The organism is Nocardia sp. NPDC058499, from assembly GCF_042719915.1.
Taxonomy (GTDB): Bacteria; Actinomycetota; Actinomycetes; order Mycobacteriales; family Mycobacteriaceae; genus Nocardia.
Genome location: NZ_JBHXMZ010000015.1, coordinates 104,424 through 121,229, shown reverse-complemented (window position 1 = coordinate 121,229; position 16,806 = coordinate 104,424). Strand labels below are relative to the sequence as shown.

The 16,806-nt window shown below is 67.6% G+C and carries 15 protein-coding genes and 1 pseudogene; 10 read left to right on the top strand and 6 right to left on the bottom strand.

What is annotated here, in order from left to right:
* Positions 1 to 125 precede the first annotated feature (125 nt).
* From ACFWPH_RS31480 to ACFWPH_RS31470, 3 genes and pseudogenes are all read left to right on the top strand, one after another.
* Positions 126 to 551: a hypothetical protein gene (locus tag ACFWPH_RS31480; RefSeq protein ID WP_378755872.1), complete on the top strand. Its 426-nt coding sequence runs from the start codon at positions 126 to 128 to the stop codon at positions 549 to 551.
* A gap of 284 nt (positions 552 to 835) precedes the next feature.
* A pseudogene (locus ACFWPH_RS31475) lies at positions 836 to 1,305 on the top strand (DIP1984 family protein).
* Positions 1,306 to 1,642: 337 nt separating this feature from the next.
* Positions 1,643 to 2,020 carry a VOC family protein gene (locus tag ACFWPH_RS31470; RefSeq protein WP_378755871.1) on the top strand — a complete coding sequence of 126 codons (378 nt, stop codon included), beginning with the start codon at positions 1,643 to 1,645 and terminating at the stop codon, positions 2,018 to 2,020.
* 58 nt (positions 2,021 to 2,078) lie between these two features.
* Here ACFWPH_RS31470 and ACFWPH_RS31465 read toward each other — a convergent pair whose 3' ends face one another.
* Both ACFWPH_RS31465 and ACFWPH_RS31460 read right to left on the bottom strand, forming a co-directional pair.
* Positions 2,079 to 3,023 (bottom strand): DUF3048 domain-containing protein, encoded by a 945-nt coding sequence (locus ACFWPH_RS31465; protein WP_378755870.1) that lies wholly within the window; start codon positions 3,021 to 3,023, stop codon positions 2,079 to 2,081.
* 135 nt (positions 3,024 to 3,158) lie between these two features.
* Complete coding sequence (locus tag ACFWPH_RS31460) at positions 3,159 to 4,013, bottom strand: SDR family NAD(P)-dependent oxidoreductase (protein ID WP_378755868.1); 855 nt, start codon at positions 4,011 to 4,013, stop codon at positions 3,159 to 3,161.
* Between the two features lie 174 nt (positions 4,014 to 4,187).
* Here ACFWPH_RS31460 and ACFWPH_RS31455 point away from each other — a divergent pair, with 174 nt between their 5' ends.
* Positions 4,188 to 5,051 carry a helix-turn-helix domain-containing protein gene (locus ACFWPH_RS31455; protein WP_378755866.1) on the top strand — a complete coding sequence of 288 codons (864 nt, stop codon included), beginning with the start codon at positions 4,188 to 4,190 and terminating at the stop codon, positions 5,049 to 5,051.
* Between the two features lie 25 nt (positions 5,052 to 5,076).
* Here ACFWPH_RS31455 and ACFWPH_RS31450 read toward each other — a convergent pair whose 3' ends face one another.
* Entirely contained in the window at positions 5,077 to 7,836 is a 2,760-nt protein-coding gene (locus ACFWPH_RS31450; RefSeq protein ID WP_378755865.1) for an AAA family ATPase, read from the bottom strand.
* A 556-nt stretch (positions 7,837 to 8,392) separates the two neighbouring features.
* Between ACFWPH_RS31450 and ACFWPH_RS31445 the strand changes: the two genes are divergently transcribed.
* Positions 8,393 to 8,734 carry a hypothetical protein gene (locus tag ACFWPH_RS31445; RefSeq protein WP_378755864.1) on the top strand — a complete coding sequence of 114 codons (342 nt, stop codon included), beginning with the start codon at positions 8,393 to 8,395 and terminating at the stop codon, positions 8,732 to 8,734.
* Between the two features lie 321 nt (positions 8,735 to 9,055).
* Here the strand turns inward: ACFWPH_RS31445 and ACFWPH_RS31440 are convergent, their stop codons facing one another.
* On the bottom strand, positions 9,056 to 9,451 hold the full coding sequence (locus ACFWPH_RS31440; RefSeq protein WP_378755863.1) for a VOC family protein: 396 nt from the start codon (positions 9,449 to 9,451) through the stop codon (positions 9,056 to 9,058).
* 123 nt (positions 9,452 to 9,574) lie between these two features.
* Positions 9,575 to 10,507, bottom strand: coding sequence for an AraC family transcriptional regulator (locus tag ACFWPH_RS31435; protein WP_378755862.1), 933 nt, complete (start codon positions 10,505 to 10,507; stop codon positions 9,575 to 9,577).
* A gap of 121 nt (positions 10,508 to 10,628) precedes the next feature.
* On the opposite strand from ACFWPH_RS31435, the gene ACFWPH_RS31430 reads away from it, so the two are divergent.
* Positions 10,629 to 11,321: an NAD(P)H oxidoreductase gene (locus tag ACFWPH_RS31430; protein ID WP_378755861.1), complete on the top strand. Its 693-nt coding sequence runs from the start codon at positions 10,629 to 10,631 to the stop codon at positions 11,319 to 11,321.
* A 43-nt stretch (positions 11,322 to 11,364) separates the two neighbouring features.
* On the opposite strand, the gene ACFWPH_RS31425 is transcribed toward ACFWPH_RS31430, so the two are convergent.
* On the bottom strand, positions 11,365 to 12,051 hold the full coding sequence (locus ACFWPH_RS31425) for a TetR/AcrR family transcriptional regulator (protein WP_378755860.1): 687 nt from the start codon (positions 12,049 to 12,051) through the stop codon (positions 11,365 to 11,367).
* A 142-nt stretch (positions 12,052 to 12,193) separates the two neighbouring features.
* Between ACFWPH_RS31425 and ACFWPH_RS31420 the strand changes: the two genes are divergently transcribed.
* The 4 genes from ACFWPH_RS31420 (at position 12,194) to vph (ending at position 16,727) form a co-directional block, all read left to right on the top strand.
* The gene (locus ACFWPH_RS31420) at positions 12,194 to 13,285 is read left to right on the top strand and encodes a homogentisate 1,2-dioxygenase (RefSeq protein ID WP_378755859.1); all 1,092 of its coding nucleotides are present in this window, start codon (positions 12,194 to 12,196) and stop codon (positions 13,283 to 13,285) included.
* Positions 13,286 to 13,384: 99 nt separating this feature from the next.
* Positions 13,385 to 14,560 (top strand): serine aminopeptidase domain-containing protein, encoded by a 1,176-nt coding sequence (locus ACFWPH_RS31415; RefSeq protein ID WP_378755858.1) that lies wholly within the window; start codon positions 13,385 to 13,387, stop codon positions 14,558 to 14,560.
* 12 nt (positions 14,561 to 14,572) lie between these two features.
* On the top strand, positions 14,573 to 15,784 hold the full coding sequence (locus tag ACFWPH_RS31410; RefSeq protein ID WP_378755857.1) for a CaiB/BaiF CoA transferase family protein: 1,212 nt from the start codon (positions 14,573 to 14,575) through the stop codon (positions 15,782 to 15,784).
* 79 nt (positions 15,785 to 15,863) lie between these two features.
* Positions 15,864 to 16,727, top strand: a complete 864-nt coding sequence (gene vph / locus ACFWPH_RS31405) for a viomycin phosphotransferase (RefSeq protein WP_378755879.1) — start codon at positions 15,864 to 15,866, stop codon at positions 16,725 to 16,727.
* Positions 16,728 to 16,806: the final 79 nt, after the last annotated feature.

Here is a 16,806-nt window from a genome sequence, read left to right as displayed (position 1 = left end):
TCGATTTTTGGTCTTAAGCAAATCGATTATCGCAGGTCAGAGCACCCTTTCGCCAATTCCGGCACTACGTGCCGGAATTGCACGAACAGGGGAGGCTAGCCGGTCTCGTGGCCGTGGTGGTAGCTATGACGGGATGCGGCAACGAAAGCCAGGACAGCGGCCGCCGGACCGTAACGAGCCGGGCGGCGAACGCCACCGACATCGTCAGGGAAGCCTCCGAATTCGCCGGAATCGTCATCCCGGGGAACGCCGCCGTGCTGGACGCCGAAACCGAAAACGGGATCGACACGCTCTACCGGCTTGCCCTGTCGACGGACCCGCATGGCCTCGAACAACTCCTGGCCGCATCGAAATTCTCCACGCCACTGACCAAGGCCTACAGCGTCACCGAGACCACCATCGCGGGTCCCCCGCTGGAGGCCTCCCCGTCGATACTGAGGGCGGCGGATACCTTCCGGAACGCTGAGGGCAAAACGATCAACCGGAACATCATTGTGGACGAACGAGACCCGTCGACCCGGTTCGTGCACCTGCAATTGTTCGACACCTGATCCGCGTGGTCATCTGCACTCGGGGACGCCCTGATGACCGATGTCACTGTTGACCTGGCCGGCCTCGCCGGGTTCGAGCTGGGCGCGGGCGCGCCGCCGCCGATGAACTCTCCGAACTGGGACAGGAACTGAGTACCTGAAACGGCCTGCGTGCGTAGCCGACGCGAATGTGCTGCAAGGCAACACGGTACGAACGACAGCAGCGCGCACTTGTACCGAATAGGATCACAGGGGGCCGTAGGCCATAATCGACAGCTCGTCGCCGGAATCGAAAGTAGGGGGAAATGAAGCTGGCAGAGGCTTTGTCGTTGCGTGCGGACGCAGCGCGTCGTGTCGAACAATTGCGCACCCGGATCGTGGGCAACGCCGGTACCAGGAGGGCGAGGAACCCGCCGAGGACGCCGCAGCGCTGCTCGAGGAAGCCGGCGCGGTACTCGCGGAATACGAGGTACTGGTCCGTCGGATCAACCGCACCAACGCCGCCACGAATATCGGTGCGGACGGGACGCTGACCGACGCACTCGCCCGCCGGGACGCACTCCGGCTACAGCATTCGGTGATCACCGACGCCGCGGACGCTGCTGCGGGCAAGAACCGTGGCGGTTACACACGGCAGCTACGGTCGGAGTTGAAGATCCTGTCCGCGCTACCGGTCGCAGAACTCCGCACCCGGGCCGACGGGCTCGCCGCGCAACTGCGTGAACTGGACGTCCGGATCCAGCGGGCCAATTGGGAGGTCGACCTCCTGGACTGAGCAGAGCAGTGGAGCAGGTAACCGGCACGGAGGCGCGCACCGACCCGCTGGACCGACGGGCATTCGGTCACCTCCTGGCGCACGGAGGGCAGTGCGAGGGGTTCGACTCCCCTACCCACATCGCAGCCCAGCAACGCGCACAGGTGAAAGTGCACAGCGCACATCACACAACCGGGTGCGGATCCGCGACGGTGAGGGCGGGAACGGGGTACTCCACTCATATTCCGACGCCGCGGCGAAGGCGGCCTGGACCGCCGCTTCGGTAGTCCGGCAGAGGCGACACAAGGCATGACTGCGGGTCGGGCCGCAAGCGTGTGTACGCGAGTACGCTCGGTCCATGCTCACCGGGCTGCACACCTTGATCTACTGCGAAGATCCCGAGGCGGCTCGCGCCTTCTGCCGTGATGTGCTCGGGCTGCCGGGGGTCGATACCGGGGGCGGATGGCTGATTTTCAAGACCGGCCCCAGCGAGCTCGGCGCACACCCCAGCTCGTGGGAATACGAGGGCGAGGTGGGCGGCACCGACCAACGCTTCGATGTGTCGTTCATGTGCGACGACCTCGCCGCGACCATGAGCGAACTGTCCGCGAAAGGCGCCGAGTTCTCCGGTCCGCCGGTCGAGCAGAGCTGGGGTATCGCGGTGGGCGTCAAGGTTCCGGGAGCCGGGGAGATCACCATCTACCAGCCCAAATACGATCCTCCGGCGATGCACTGAACTGCGGGGGTGACCCGGCCGTCGGCGTAGAGCACTGGTGGGGGCAGCGCCGTCCCGGTTACCAGAGCTGCGCTGGAACCAGGATTGTCCAGACCTGCCCGGGCGCGAAGGGGATGGCTGTTCCGGTGGGGGTGGTATAGGTTGTGCCCGCCTCTGGGGAGGGCCGGGACCACGAGGCCGGGAATTCTCGACCGTCCCGCAGTACGAGCGCCGGACCGCTACCGGTCGTCTCGGCCAGAGGTGAGACGCTCCCCGCGACGTCGCTGATGGCCGAGTTGCGCACCTGCACGCTCTGTAGCACGACAGTACTTGCCATGAGCTGTCCGGTATCGGCAGCGGTGTAGGCGGCACCGTCCATAGATACCAACCACCGTTGGTCGCCGGGTGACCAGTCGAAACCGATCACCGCGTTCTGATACCGCGCTTCCTGATGTTGCGTGGGCCGGCCACCGGGCGGCGTAGGTCCGAAATGCAGTTGTGCAGCCTGCGGCCAGTCGCCGCCTTCGGGCAATTGTTCCGAGCGGACGAACAGGTTGTGCGGTGCGGCGCGACTGTAGTCGCGGAAGTACGCGGTAGGTAGCCGCTCGGCCGAGGCGTTCTGGAGCGAGGAGCGATCGACGGAGGCAAGTAGCTCAGGTGCGGCACCGGAGGATGCGAGTGTCGGATTGCCGAATTGCGCCAACAGCGTCAGATCCGTTTCCCGCGCGCTTCGGACAGGTCCGATCACCGGGGGTTGATGGGTCGAGAACACGGCGGCCAACCGGCTCAAACCACCCTCGACCGGCTCGACGTAGACCACATCGGCGGCTTCGAGCCCTACCGGTGGTCGTGCCTGCGGACTGTTGTCTATCTTCGCGACCAGCACGGGCTCCCCTACCGGGGAGGTTGTGCCCGGGACGGGAGGAGCACGGTCGGTTTGGGTGCCATTACCGCACGCGACCACCGCGCACATCCCCAGTGTCGTCAGGAACGCGGCTGTCCACACCCACCATCGCTGTTGCATAGGGGCAACCTCTAACGCCCGCAATCCTACGCCGCACTCGATGGAGGAAGGAGTGGTCGAGCCGGCCGCTGGATGAGGTTTCTGCCCCCGGTGGACGCTCGGCCCGAGTCGACGATGCCGTGGGCTGCGCGCTGCTCACAGATACTGCGGGAAATCAGTGCTCATGGCCAGATCCTTACCCGTTTCGAGATCCGCACGCAGTGACTCCACCTTCGCCGATGCGAACGCGTGCGCGTCGGAGCCGAGAGCCTGGCGTAGTGGCCCGTCACCACGGTCGACCAGTTCCAGGATCGCGTGGACGCCACGCACCGGGTCACCGAGTTGCGTGCCCTGGAGCGCCAGATGATCGCGGGTCATCTCCCGGATCGGCTCGTAACCGCCCGTAGTGACCGAAGGCAGCGCCAGCGAATCGGTGGTGAGGAAATCGGTCCGGAAGTAGCCGGGCTCCACCAGAGCGACCCGGACCCCGGCATCGGCGACCTCGGCCGCCAGCGCTTCGCTCATCGCCTCGAGCGCGAACTTCCCCGCGCTGTACAGGCCCCAGCCCGGCATCGTGGTCAGGCCGAGGATCGACGAGATATTGACGATATGGCCCCGGCCGCGAGCGCGCAGGTGCGGCAGTACCGCGCGCAGGACGTTCCATGCCCCGAAGACCTGGATGTCGAACATCTGCCGGGCAGCGCTGTCGGATACCTCCTCGATGGCCGCCAGATAGCCGTAGCCCGCATTGTTCACCACCACGTCCACTGCGCCGAAGCGGTCGAGCGTATGCCGCACGGCATCGCGCACCTGTGCCTCGTCGGCGAGATCGACGGTGAGTACGAGCAGCCGGCTGGTGTCGGCTCCGGCCAGCCCGGCATACAGTCGTTCGGCGCTGCGGGTGGTGGCCGTGACATTGTCGCCGCGGTCGAGCAGTTGCTTCACCAGTTCCAGTCCGAGCCCCCGGGACGTGCCGGTCACGAACCAGGTGGCGGGTGCGGATGCGGTCATTCTTCCTTCACTCCTTCGCTCTGCGAGCCTCCTGCCGAGGCCCGCGCTGACCCCAGTTTGGTGGCAATCCCCCCTGTTCAGAGCCTTATATCTAGCCCACCCGGACCTGGGATCGACGAACGTAGGACGGCGCGACCCAGGCACCGCCGTACCTGGTCCGGGATAATCCGAACCATGAGCGAGCCGAATCGGGAACTGGCCGACTTCCTGCGGCGCGCCCGCGCCCAGATCGACCCCGCCCGCGCCGGCCTACCGACCGACAGCCGGATCCGGCGGGTGCCCGGTCTGCGCCGCGAGGAGGTCGCTCTGCTGGCCGGGGTATCGACCGACTACTACACCCGGCTCGAGCAGGGACGCCGGATCACTCCCACGGCCGGTGTCGTCGACGCCATCGCGCGCGCCCTCGATCTCGACGCCGCCGGCCGGGCACACCTCGGGCATCTGATCGGACGGCCTGCCACCGGCCGGGCTCGGCGCAGCGTCCCCGTGCAGCGGGTCCGCCCCGGGGTCCACCAATTGCTCGATTCCCTCGACGGGATCCCCGCCCTCGTTCTCGGCAACCGATCCGACGTACTGGCGAGCAACTGGATGGCCAACGCCCTGTTCACCGACTTCGCCGCGATGCCCGCCACACAGCGCAACTACGCCCGCTGGATGTTCCTCGGCGATGAGCCGCGAGCCCTGTTCGCCGACTGGGAACTGCAGGCCCGCGCCGCGGTCGAGAGCCTGCGGCTCGAGGTGGGCAACAATCCCGACGACCGGGCCGGGCGAGCCCTCGTCGAGGAGCTGAGCAGCGAGAGCACCGAATTCCGGCAGTGGTGGCGCGAACATCGGGTGTTACAACGCACCCACGGAGCCAAACGGTTACGTCACCCGGTGGCCGGCGAACTCACTGTCGAGTACGAGACACTCACCCTGCCGGGTGATCCGGAACAGACCCTGTACGTGTACACGACCGAACCGGGTAGCGCGTCCCGGGAGGCGATCCGCATGCTGGCCAGCTGGTCGATGCCAGGGCATGCCACCCGGACCCGCTGAAGTGAACACCGTCAACCGGCCGCATTCACCGCGGCCGCCGGGCCTCGGCCTCGAGCTCGCGCCGGGATCGGAGGCCGAGTTTGGGATAGACGTTGCGTAGATGCCATTCGACCGTGCGGGGACTGATGAACAGGCGGGCCCCGATTTCCCGGTCGGTGAGCCCTTCCCGGACCAGTTTGACGACCTGCGCCTCGTCGGCGGTGAGGTCGTTGCCGGCCTCGGCGGGGTGTTCACGGAGGTTCTCGCCGGTGGAGACGAGGGCGCGGGCGGCCCTGCGGGCGAAGGCCGCCATGCCCATGGCGGTGAACATTTCATGGGCCGTGCGCAGTTGCTCACGGGCGGCGGGGCGGCGGTGCTCACGGCACAGCCATTCGCCGAAGAGGAGGTGGGCGCGGGCCAGTTCGCCGCGCAGCGTGGTGCGGGCCAGATGCGAAAGTGCCGCGCGGTACCGGTTTTCGGCCCCCGGCCCGTCGCTGATCAGGGCATACGATCGGGCCTCGATACCCATGGCCCAGTCGGACCCGCTGGGGCGGGTGACCTCGGTGAGCCGGACCAGGGCGTCGAATGCCCGGTCGGTGGCGCCGATGCGGGTGGCGGCCTCGATGTATTCGACCAGCGACCAGACGGGGATCCCCACCTCCAACTGCACATACTCTTCGTTCGACGCCCGCGCGGCCTCGGCTGCCTCGGCGAACCGCTCCAGGCCGTTGTAGAGGACGGCGCGCGCATAGCCGCCGACCACCGGGCCGATACCTTCCCCGCGGCGCTGCTCCCCTTCGTCGGCGCGTCTGCTGAGCTCGAGGCATTCGGCTTCGCGGCCCCGCCAGCCCGCGGCGAGGAGTGCGGGATAGACGGGAGCCGCCGCGGAAACCGCTTCGGAGACGGTCTGGATCTCGGCCGCCAGTGATTCGGCCTCGGCGAGCTCGCCGTCGAGGATGTGGACGACACTGCGCAGAGTCAGGGCGATGGGGAGAGCCGAAGCTCGCCCGGTGGCTCGGACCAGTTCCAGATTCCGGATACTCAGATCGGACAGGGTCTCGTCGTCCCAGAGGCCCACAGCGGTCACACACGTGAGCCACAGCCAGCGCAATGCCTCGTTCGGGGACAGCGGCGATCGGCGAAACGCGTGCAACGCATCCCGGAGAGCGGGTACGGCCGCGGTGTGCCCGTCGAGGATCCTGGTGGCCAATGCGTCGAGCAGGATATCGGCCGGACGCGGAACGGGCGGGGCCTCGGTGGCGCGAGCCGCGACGGCGGCCTCGTACTGTCCACGGCGGTACGCCTTGGGACCGGCGAAAATCGCGGCGTCGATCACCTCGAGATAGGTCTCCCGGGCACTGTCCGCGTCGTGCACAGCGAGCCGGCGCGCAGCGTCGAGCAGCAAGGCAGGCGCCGCGATACCGCGGTCGGTGGCGAAGGCGATCCGGGCGCGCACCAGCTCGGCTTCCGCGCGTAACCGATCGTCGGGCAGGCCGGTGTCGGCCAGTGTCAGCAAAGTGAGGGCAGTGTCCGGGTTTCCCGCCTCGTGGTTCGCGCGTGCGGCGACCAGCGCCCTGTCGCGGCGGCGCCGGGGGTCGGGTGTCAGCGCGACAGCTCGCGCAGTGAACGCGGCGGCCGCGGCGAGACCACCGCGCACGCGGGCGCGCACGGCGGAACGCTCGAGTTCCGCCGCGACGGCTTCGTCGGGGCCGGCCGCGCCGTGGGCGGTATGCCAGGCGCGGCGGTCGGGATCGGTATGCGGATCGGTTGCCGCGGCCAGGGCGCGGTGGGCGTCGCGCCGGGCATCGGGCTCGGCCGCCCAGTAGACGACGGACCGAACGAGAGGGTGGGCGAACCCGACGCGGTGCCCGATCTCCACCAGGCCGGTGGCGACGGCCGGCTCACCCGCGCCGAGGTGGATTCCGAGATGGTCGGCGGCGCGCCAGAGCAGCGCGGGCTCGCCGGTCGGATCGGCCGCCGCGATCAGCAGAAACCGTTGGGTTTCCGGTGGCAGGGCGGCTACCCGCTGCAGGTACGCCGCCCGGATCCGGGTGTTCACACCCCGCGCGGCCGGTAGACCGAACCCACCGGACAGTTCCACCTGACTCGCCGTCTTCGGAAGTTCCAGCAGGGCCAGCGGATTGCCGCGGGTTTCGGCGACGACCCGGCTGAGCACCTTCTCGTCCCACGGGCCGGGCATCGTCGCACGTAACAGCCCGCGGGCATCGTCGTCGCTCAACCCCGTGAGCAGCAGCTGCGGTACACCGGCGGGCTCCACCGGGTCGGACTCGACGCCGCCGGGAGCCGACCGGACCGCGAAAACCACGGCGACCGATTCGGCGACCAAACGGCGGGCGGTGAACGCCAGCGCCTGCATCGACGTCTGATCCAGCCACTGGGCATCGTCGACGACACACAGCAGCGGCCGCTCCCGGGCCACCTCCGACAGCAGGCCGAGTACACCGAGCGCCACCAGGAAACCATCGGGAGCGGGCTCACCGCCCTGTCCCAGCGCCGCGGCGACCGCCGTACGTTGCTGCGGGGGCAGCGCGTCCAGCTCGCTGATCATCGGTGAACACAGCTGGTGCAGGCCCGCGAACACCAGCTCCATTTCCGACTGGATCCCGGTGACCCGAGCGATCCGGAACCCGCATGCGCGACCGACCAGGTACTCGAGCATCCGCGTTTTACCGATACCGGGTTCGCCCCGGATCACCAGGGCACGACTATGCCCGGCACGAACGGCGCGGAGCAACTCGTCGAGCTGTTCGCATTCACGGTCTCGTCCCGGAACCCTCGCAGACATCGTCCCTCCCGTCGGCACGTCGAACGGGTTCGGGATGCTCCCACAGCAGAAGCTCCACCCGCACCCCGCACGCAGCTGGTCCCGATCGGTGCCGGACGCGAAGGACCAGCACAGTTGTCCCCGAGGGGTTCAGCCTAACCAGACTCCCGCCGGCCGGGGCAGGTTCTTCGCCACCTCGAAACCCTGCTGGTCCTGCTGGGGCGGCGATCCGGAGGCTGCCACCGGAAACTCGTCGGATGAGACCGATCGCGAGCCGGTGGCATCAGCGACAAGGACGGCCAGGTTTCCGGGCAGTGTTCGCTGCCCTCTTTGCTATCGGAGGCGACAGTTATAGCAGGTATGCATGATCAACGGCCCCTACTTACAGGGTCTTGCGTTGAATTCGGGGTTGTTATTTCTACTCGGGGACAGCGTTATTGGCGTTCGCCGGGCAATCAGAAGCAAAGTCCGGCCGGAAGAAAATGCGAGAAGTTGATGTAACACTTCGCACTCTCTCAGACATAAGGGGACGTAACCACAACTGTCCCTGCGTGGGACAACAATGAAAGGAACAGGTGTGAGACATAGTCTTCGCACGTTTGCCGCTGCTGTATCCATTGCTGCCGCGGGTCTCACCGGCGCTGCCGGTGTCGCCTCCGCCGCGCCGGTGCAGCTGACCGAAGCGGCCCCCATCGATGGGACTGACCCCGCCCCGGGCACCGGATCCGCCGAATCGCTCGGTCCACTGTTGGAGCTGCTGGCCACCGGGTCGGCCGGCACCGAGGCCTCGACGGCGCCCGCTGCCGCACATATCGACGGGACTGAACCTGCCCCGGGCACCGGATCCGCCGAATCGCTGGGCCCGCTGCTGGAGCTGCTGGCTGCCGGTTCCTCCGGCACGCAGAACCCTGCGGACTAAGCACCCTCCCGTACGCACCTCCATGGACGATTTCGGCCCCGGGTCGCCGGCGCGGCCACTTCAGTGAGGGACGTACTGCACCACCCCAAATCTGCGTAGGCTCAGGACCATTGCTTTCCGAGCCGCCGAACCCCGGAACGCCACTCGGCGGTCCGGGGTTCGGTCTGTTCCGCCCCCGCACATCTCATGCTCCCCCGGCGCCACTTCATGGATACACGCTGACCGAGCACAGCGACTACGGGCTGTTCATTCCAGGACGACGACCGGCAGCTCCAGGACGAAATCCGCGCAGCGCACAGGGAGTGATATCGGCACCGGGCGCTACCCGGCCTCCGACGGGATCGGCCGGCCGACGATCCATTCGTGTCCGAACGGATCCCGCACCCGGCCCTGCCGCATCCCATACGACTGATCCGCGACCTCGAAAACGATCTCTCCCCCACCGGCGGCCATCCGCTCGGCGAGCCGATCGGGATCGTCGGCCACCACGGTGAGCAGCAGGCCGCGTCCGCCGAGCCGCAGTGGGTCCTTGTCGATCTCGTCGGCGTCCTTGAGTTGGAAACTCGCCCCGCCGGGAAGACCGAGTTCGGCGAAGACGACCCGCCCTCCGGCCTCGTCCCGCCGCCGGAGTACCGCGTCGAAGACCTCGCGGTAATACGGGATCGCCTTATCGGCGCCCTCGACGACCAGTTTCGGGGTGATCTGCTCAATGTTCATAGACGTGAGTATCGGCGGCTGCAGCGTGGACGGGCTTGGAGATTTGTCGCCGGCGGCACTCGGGGAACGCAGCTCGACCGTATGCAGAAGCACTCGCCTGCGCGCTCCGGTGCACCGCCGGTTTCAGAAACTGGCGACCTTGCCGCGGAAATCGGTGGGTCGCAGTCCGCGGTGCCGTTTGAAGGCCGCGCTGAAACCGAAGGCGTCCGCGTAGCCGACGGCCTTCGCGACCTGCGCGACCGTGAGATCACGATCGGCCAGGAGTTCTTCGGCTTCGTCCATCCGGCATTCGGTGAGGTAGGCCAGCGGTGACTGGCCCATGACATCGGTGAAGCGTTTGGCGAACAGCGCCCGGGACACACCGGCTTTCGATGCCAGGGTCGCCACCGTCCAGCCCGCGGCGGGGTGACTGTGCATAGCTTCCAGGGCGGGGCCGACCACCGGGTCGGCGGGGCCGCGGTACCACCCCGGTGCGTCGGTGTCCTGACCGTCGAACCAGTCGCGCAGGGTGCACACCAGTGCCCAGTCGAGCAGGCGGTCCATCATGGCCTGGGCGCCGGCGGGGCGGGCGGTCGCGTCGGCGGCGATGGAGGCCATCCAGGCGCAGGTCTCGGCATCGTCGGTGACCACCAGGACGGGCGGTAGCGCGCGCAGAAGGCGTTCGTGCCGGCGACCCGAGGCGCGATAGGCACCGACGATCAGGGCGGTTTCCCCTGCGGGATCGTTACCCCACTGCCCGTCGCCCAGGGCGGCTTCGCATACGGGGTCCCCGGTGAAGCAGGCGATCTCGTATTCGGCGTGCGGGAGCGCGACCGAATCGGCGCGGTCGGCGAGCAGGAAGGGTTCGCAACCGCGCACTATCGCGGTGTCCCCGGCGGTGATCCGGCGTTCGGTGCCGTCGGGCAGGAGCAGGGTGCCGCCGCCGCGCAGTACGGTCATCATCGTCAGGGGCGCGCGGTCGGCGAAGCGGATGGTCCACGGCGCCTCCAGGACCGCGTGGGTGAGTACGGCGCCTTCGGCCCGGATACCGCCCAGCAGTTTGCTCAATGGGTCCACACCGTGGAGCGTAGACGAATTCCTATCGAATGTGGATCTTCAGCCATAGATCGTCCAGCTGTTTCCGGGTGGAATGGAACCGACCGAACAGCCGAGAAATCGGATCACCCTGGAGGATTCCGTGCCACACACCCCGCCCGAGGACACCGCGACCGCTCGCACCGCACTGGTCGTCGTCGCCCACCCGCGACCCGATTCGCTGACCGCCCATATCGCCCGCCGAACCGCCCGCCGGCTCACCGACGCGGGCTACCGGATCGACCTGCTCGACCTGACCGCCGAGAAGTTCGATCCCCGGATGACCGACGCCGACCTGCCGGACTGGAACAACCGGGAAAAGGCCTACTCCCCCGAGGTCGAAGCCCATATGCGTCGCATCCTCGCCGCCGATGTGATCGTCGCGGTGTTCCCGGTGTACTGGATGCAGGTCCCGGCAATCCTCAAAGGCTGGATCGACCGGGTGTGGAATTACGGGTTCGCCTACGGTCGCAGCAAGCCCCGGCTGGCGGGTAAGCGGATGCTGTGGCTCGGCCTCGCCGGCGCGGCCGACGACGACGAGGTGGTCGGCCTGATGCAGCAGGCGCTGAGCGCCCAACTCGACGACGGTATCGCCTACTACTGCGGGCTGACGCATTCCTCGGTGGGGCTGCTGCCCGGCGCGGAGGAGAAACCGCAGCGGTTGGATGCCGACGGCAACTTGCTGCTGGATGAAGCCCTCACCGGCGCCGCGCGCGACGCTCATTACGCCGCGCTGGAGGCCAGGGCGACCGGTTTCGTCGACGATTTCCTCGCCGGCGACCGGGTCGCCGCCTGACCCCGGATCGCGCGACCGGCCTCGCCCCGGAGGTGCCGCGAAATCACGGCGACTCATCCGCTCGCGCGATCCGGGCTTCGATGCCCGCGACAATGGTGTCGGCGACCAGCCTCGCGTGCCGGCGCACCGCGGCTTTCCCGAGCGGGTCCGACGGGGACATCCGGGTCGCCAGCGGGAGGGCAGCGTACGGCGCCGTGGCACCGTGGGCGATGAGGAAGTGCAGCGAGCGCAGATCGTCGCGGCGCAGGATCTTGCGTTGCAGCAGCGGTTTCAGGGGTTCGGCGAGCAGGACCGATATCGGCTGGATGTGCCGGTCGTAGAGGTAGGTGAGGCGGGGGCTTTCGATTGCCGCTTCGGTGCTGATCAGGCGCACCACGTCGGGGTAGCCGGCCTGTAGTTCGAGGAACCGCACGATTCCGGCGTGGAATTCTTCCAGCGGGGACAGGTCGGTGCGTTCGGGGCGGATCTTCAGCAGGGTGACCGCGTGGGCGAAGATCCAGTCCGCGACCGCGTACCAGAGCGCCTCCTTCGATCCGAACCGCTGGTGGATCAGGTTGTGGCTCACGCCGAGTTCCCGGTTGATCGCCGCGACGGAAGCGCCGGTGAACCCGTCGCGGGCGAAAACCCGCAGCGCGGCCGCCAGGATCTCGTCCACCGAGGCGGGTGTTTCCCCGGCCGGGGGTCTACCCCGTCCCTTGCGCGGCCCCCGCGGCTCCGGTGCGATATCCATGGCCGCGATTATATTGACTGCAATCAATTTATCTGCGACTGTGAGCCCAGCCACTTCGCGCTACGGGGACAAGGGATCGCGGCGGCTCCGCCCGGCCCGCGCCCGCCTCCGCCGCAGCGCCCGACGAGGACTGGATGCTGCTATGGAATCCTTTGTGCACCTGCGGAAAGGCACTACTCCCGACCGGCTGCACGCCGATCTCGGCGGGCTCAAGGACGACGAGCTGGGGCGCGGCGGTTTCACCGGGCGTACCGCGCAGTTGTATCGGCGCAACGATCCGGTGAACTACACCGCGACCGGCCCGCTCGCCCCGGTGGATGTGCTCGCCGACGCACTGAAACCCACCGACTCGGCCGATGCCGCCGGGTCCCCGTTGCTACTGTTCTCCAACGCCGACTGCCGGATCTCGCTGAGCCGGCGCGCCCAGGAGATGCCGTTCTTCGTCCGTCACGTCGACGGCGACCTGCTCTCGTTCGTGCACAAGGGTTCCGGACTGCTGGAAACCGAATTCGGGCCCCTTCGCTACCGCGAAGGAGACTGGGTGTACGTGCCGAAGGCATGCACATTTCGGCAGGTGCCCGACAGCGAGACGACCCTGCTCATGGTCGAGGCGACCGAGGAGTTCCGCGTTCCGCCTGCGGGGCCGCTGGGCCGGCACTTCCCGTTCGACCCGAACCGGATGACGATCCCCGAGCCCGCTGCCATGGACGACGACGGGCGCGAAGCATACGAGGTACGCCTGATCCACGACGGTGGCCCGACCTCGCTGTTCTACTCGCATCATCCGCTGGATGTGGTGGGCTGGCAGGGCGACAATTTCCCGTTCACGTTCAATATCGCCGACTACAACGTGGTCCTCTCCGATACGGTGCACCTGCCCGCCACGGTGCATCTGTTCATGCAGGCCACCGGCGTATACGTGATGAACTTCCTGCCGAAACGGGCCGAATCGGCGCCGGGTACCGAAACGATTCCCTGGTATCACCGCAATGCCGACTACGACGAGATCGCGTTCTTCCACGGCGGCGATATGTACGGCGTGCCGATGCCGCCGGGGCTGATCTCGCATGCACCGCAGGGCGTGCACCACGGGGCGCCGGAGAAGATGCGGGAGCGGGCGCGCCGTAAGCGGGAGGAGATCAGCCATATCGGCTGGACCACGATCGCCGTCGATACCCGCCGGCGTCTCATCCCCTCCCCGGAAGTACTGGCGAACAACCTCGGCGCGCACTGATACCGCACCGGACCTCTCTCCTCCCGGCCGCAGTCGACCGTGCCCGTAACGCAGGCCCCGGCGGGAACTCTCGTATCGAAAGACGAAGGCAGGCACCCAATGTCGCACCATGTCGAACGCACCCCGTACGTGATCGCCTACGCGAACACCTCGGGCACCCGGGACGCCTACGGCGGCCTCACCGAAATGGTCACGCTCGATTCGATTCTGGTGAAACCGGCCGGCCTGGACTCGGAGACCGTGCTGGTGCTCATGCACCCGGTCTCCAGCGGCACCTACCTGCCGATCGTCACCTCGCTGGCCAAGGCCGGCCACCACATCATCGTCTGCAACAGCCGTTACCGGGGCGCCGATTCGGCACTGCTCATGGAGAAGGTAGTGCAGGATCTCGGCGAATGTATTCGTGACGCGAAGCAGCGGCTCGGCTACCGGAAGGTGGTGCTGGCGGGCTGGAGTGGCGGCGGATCGCTGTCGGTGTACTACCAGCAGCAGGCCCAGCATCCGACGGTGACCGCGAGCCCCTCCGGCGACGGCCCGGACCTCACCGAACTGGATCTGCCGCCCGCCGACGGGATCCTGCTCATGGCCGCCCATATCAGCCGCCACCACACACTCACCGAATGCATCGACCCGTCGATCCTCGACGAAGCCGACCCCACCCGGCGCGATCCGGAACTGGACCTCTACCACCCCGACAATCCCAACCAACCGCCGTACAGCCCCGAATTCGTGGCCCGGTTCCGCCAGGCGCAGCACGACCGCAACCGCCGGATCACGGCCTGGGTGAAGGAGAAACTGGCCACCATCCAGGCCTCCGAACGCCCGCAGGACGAATACTGTTTCGTCGTCCACGGCACGATGGCCGACCCCACAGTCCTCGACCCGGCGCTGGACCCCAACGACCGCACGCCGGGCGAGTCGTATCTCGGTGAACCGCAGGAAGTGAATATGGGCGCGTTCGGTCTCGCCCGGTTCAGCACGCTGCGCAGCTGGTTGTCGCAGTGGAGTATCGACGATGCCCGCGGTGACGCCGTGGCCTGCGGCCCGGATATCGCCGTGCCGGCACTGGTGCTCTACAACGCGGCCGACAATGTCTGCACCCCCTCGCACGCCCACCGCATCTACGAGGCCCTCGGCTGCACGGACAAGGAACTGCACGAGATCCCCGGCGCCAACCACTACTACCTGGGCCCGGACCAGCGCGAACCGCTGGCGAAAGCGATCGGCCTGGTCGACGGCTGGCTACGGGCCCGCGATCTCGGTCCAGCGGAATGAGATAATTCCGTGATGGACTCCGCGACAACCGGCGCATTGGACGGTATCCGCGTACTCGAGATCGGCACCCTGATCTCCGGGCCCTTCGCCGGGCGGCTACTCGGCGATATGGGCGCCGAGGTGATCAAACTGGAACCGCCGGACGCCCCCGACCCGCTGCGCACCTGGGGCCAGGCCGAACTCGACGGCCACCATTTCTTCTGGACCGTGCATGCCCGGAACAAGAAGGCCGTCACCCTGAACCTGCGCGAGGACGCCGGCCGCGATCTGTTCCTGGAGCTGGCGGAAAAATCCGACATCATCGTGGAGAACCTGCGGCCGGGGACGCTGGAACGGTGGGGTCTCGGTTACGACGTGCTTCGGGAACGTAATCGCGGCATCATCCTGGTGCGGGTGTCCGGTTACGGGCAGACCGGCCCGGACGCGCAGAAAGCCGGGTACGCCTCCGTCGCCGAAGCCACCAGCGGGCTGCGCCATATGAACGGTTTCCCCGGCGGCCCGCCCCCACGCCTGGCGCTGTCCCTCGGCGACAGCCTGGCCGGGATGTTCGCCGCGCAGGGCGCCCTGGCGGCGCTGTACCGCCGGACGGTCACCGGCGAGGGCCAGATCGTCGACGCCGCCCTCACCGAGGCCTGCCTGGCCGTCCAGGAATCCACCCTCCCCGACTACGACGTCGGCGGCGTGGTCCGCGGCCCCTCCGGCACCCGCCTGGAAGGGATCGCCCCATCGAATATCTACCGCACCGCCGAGGGCAGCTGGGTGGTGATCGCCGCCAACCAGGACACGGTCTTCCGCCGCTTGTGTGCGGCCATGGGACGTCCGGAACTCGCCACCGACGAACGTTTCGTCGACCACACGGCACGGGGTCGTCACCAGGACGAACTCGACAAGATCATCGGCGAGTGGGCGGTGCAGCGGCAGCCTCGGGAGATCATCGACCTGCTGAACGAAGCGGGTGTGATCAGCGGCCCGATCAACACGGTCGCCGAAGTGGTCACCGACCCGCAACTCAACGCCCGCGGGATGATCGCCGACCACTACGATGAGCGCATATCCCGGAATGTGAAGGGTCCGGGCGTGATTCCCGTCCTGTCGGCGACGCCGGGGACTATTCGCAATGCGGGCTCGGCGCGGCCGGGTCAGCACAACGAGGACGTCTACACCGGTTTACTCGGCAAGGCCGTCGACGAACTGGAAGTGTTGCGGGCGGGCGGCATCATCTAGTGTCGAGCAGCCCATCGGCCCACGAGCCCCGAACCACACCGCGCAGCAACACCACCCGACCGGACCTCGAGGACGCATGATGAACGTCCTTACGACGCATCATGTCCTATTGAGTCGCCTGCTACCTGACGACGAGCGCAACGGTCTTGTCCTGCGCCAAGGCCAATTCCACGATGTCGTCATCGGCTCTGATCGCGTGGTGTGCCTTCCCCGCAGTCGGGCAGCGGCCGCACGACTGCCCGAACGGGCGGACACTCTGCGCGCACTTGCCGGGCTCGACCTCGGCGTCCGCACACCTGAGCCGCTGACGCACGACGGAATCGACAGCACCGACGAGACGCCGTTCCTGCTGCTCAGCCGCGTTCCCGGGGAGCCGTTGGAAACCGCTGCGCTGGACGATTCTCATGTGGCCGGAACCGTAGCGGAGCAGTATGCGACACTGCTGGCCAGGTTCGTCCGTGCCGGCACAGACGAAAAAGTGCGAGCAATTCTGCCGCGCGCATCAGAAGGCCGATGGCGGCGGTTCGCGGAAGACGCCCGCGCAGAGTTGTTCGGGCTGATGTCGGACAGCGGGCGCCGTCGGGCCGAACAGGAACTCGCCGTGCTCGGCGGCCTGCCCGACATCACCCGAGCAGTGGTGCATGGTGACCTCGGGGCCGAGAACGTCCTGTGGAAGTGGGAACATGGCCTGCCGCAACTCGTCGGAGTGCTCGACTGGGACGATATCGCGCTGAGCGACCCGGCCGAGGACCTCGCAGCCATCGGCGCAAGCTACGGAAACGAGCTCCTGGACCGAGTGCTCACCCTGGGCAATTGGCCGGATAGCGGACTCGCCGGCCGCATCGCCGCGATCCGCGGCACATTCGCGCTACAACAAGCCCTGTACGCCGTACGCGACGGCGACGAAGAGGAACTGGCAGACGGCCTGAGTGACTACCGCTGAGGCATATCGGCAGAGTGCCGGCATGACCAGGCGCTGCGAGCGCTGCACCGGCGGCGGCAATGCCGGTGGCACCGATCCT

Coding starts and splice junctions, on each gene's coding strand:
- ACFWPH_RS31480 (WP_378755872.1), top strand. CDS start 126: ATGACGGGATGCGGCAACGAAAGCCAGGACAGCGGCCGCCGGACCGTA.
- ACFWPH_RS31470 (WP_378755871.1), top strand. CDS start 1,643: ATGCTCACCGGGCTGCACACCTTGATCTACTGCGAAGATCCCGAGGCG.
- ACFWPH_RS31465 (WP_378755870.1), bottom strand. CDS start 3,023: ATGCAACAGCGATGGTGGGTGTGGACAGCCGCGTTCCTGACGACACTG.
- ACFWPH_RS31460 (WP_378755868.1), bottom strand. CDS start 4,013: ATGACCGCATCCGCACCCGCCACCTGGTTCGTGACCGGCACGTCCCGG.
- ACFWPH_RS31455 (WP_378755866.1), top strand. CDS start 4,188: ATGAGCGAGCCGAATCGGGAACTGGCCGACTTCCTGCGGCGCGCCCGC.
- ACFWPH_RS31450 (WP_378755865.1), bottom strand. CDS start 7,836: ATGTCTGCGAGGGTTCCGGGACGAGACCGTGAATGCGAACAGCTCGAC.
- ACFWPH_RS31440 (WP_378755863.1), bottom strand. CDS start 9,451: ATGAACATTGAGCAGATCACCCCGAAACTGGTCGTCGAGGGCGCCGAT.
- ACFWPH_RS31425 (WP_378755860.1), bottom strand. CDS start 12,051: ATGGATATCGCACCGGAGCCGCGGGGGCCGCGCAAGGGACGGGGTAGA.
- ACFWPH_RS31420 (WP_378755859.1), top strand. CDS start 12,194: ATGGAATCCTTTGTGCACCTGCGGAAAGGCACTACTCCCGACCGGCTG.
- ACFWPH_RS31415 (WP_378755858.1), top strand. CDS start 13,385: ATGTCGCACCATGTCGAACGCACCCCGTACGTGATCGCCTACGCGAAC.
- ACFWPH_RS31410 (WP_378755857.1), top strand. CDS start 14,573: ATGGACTCCGCGACAACCGGCGCATTGGACGGTATCCGCGTACTCGAG.
- vph (WP_378755879.1), top strand. CDS start 15,864: ATGAACGTCCTTACGACGCATCATGTCCTATTGAGTCGCCTGCTACCT.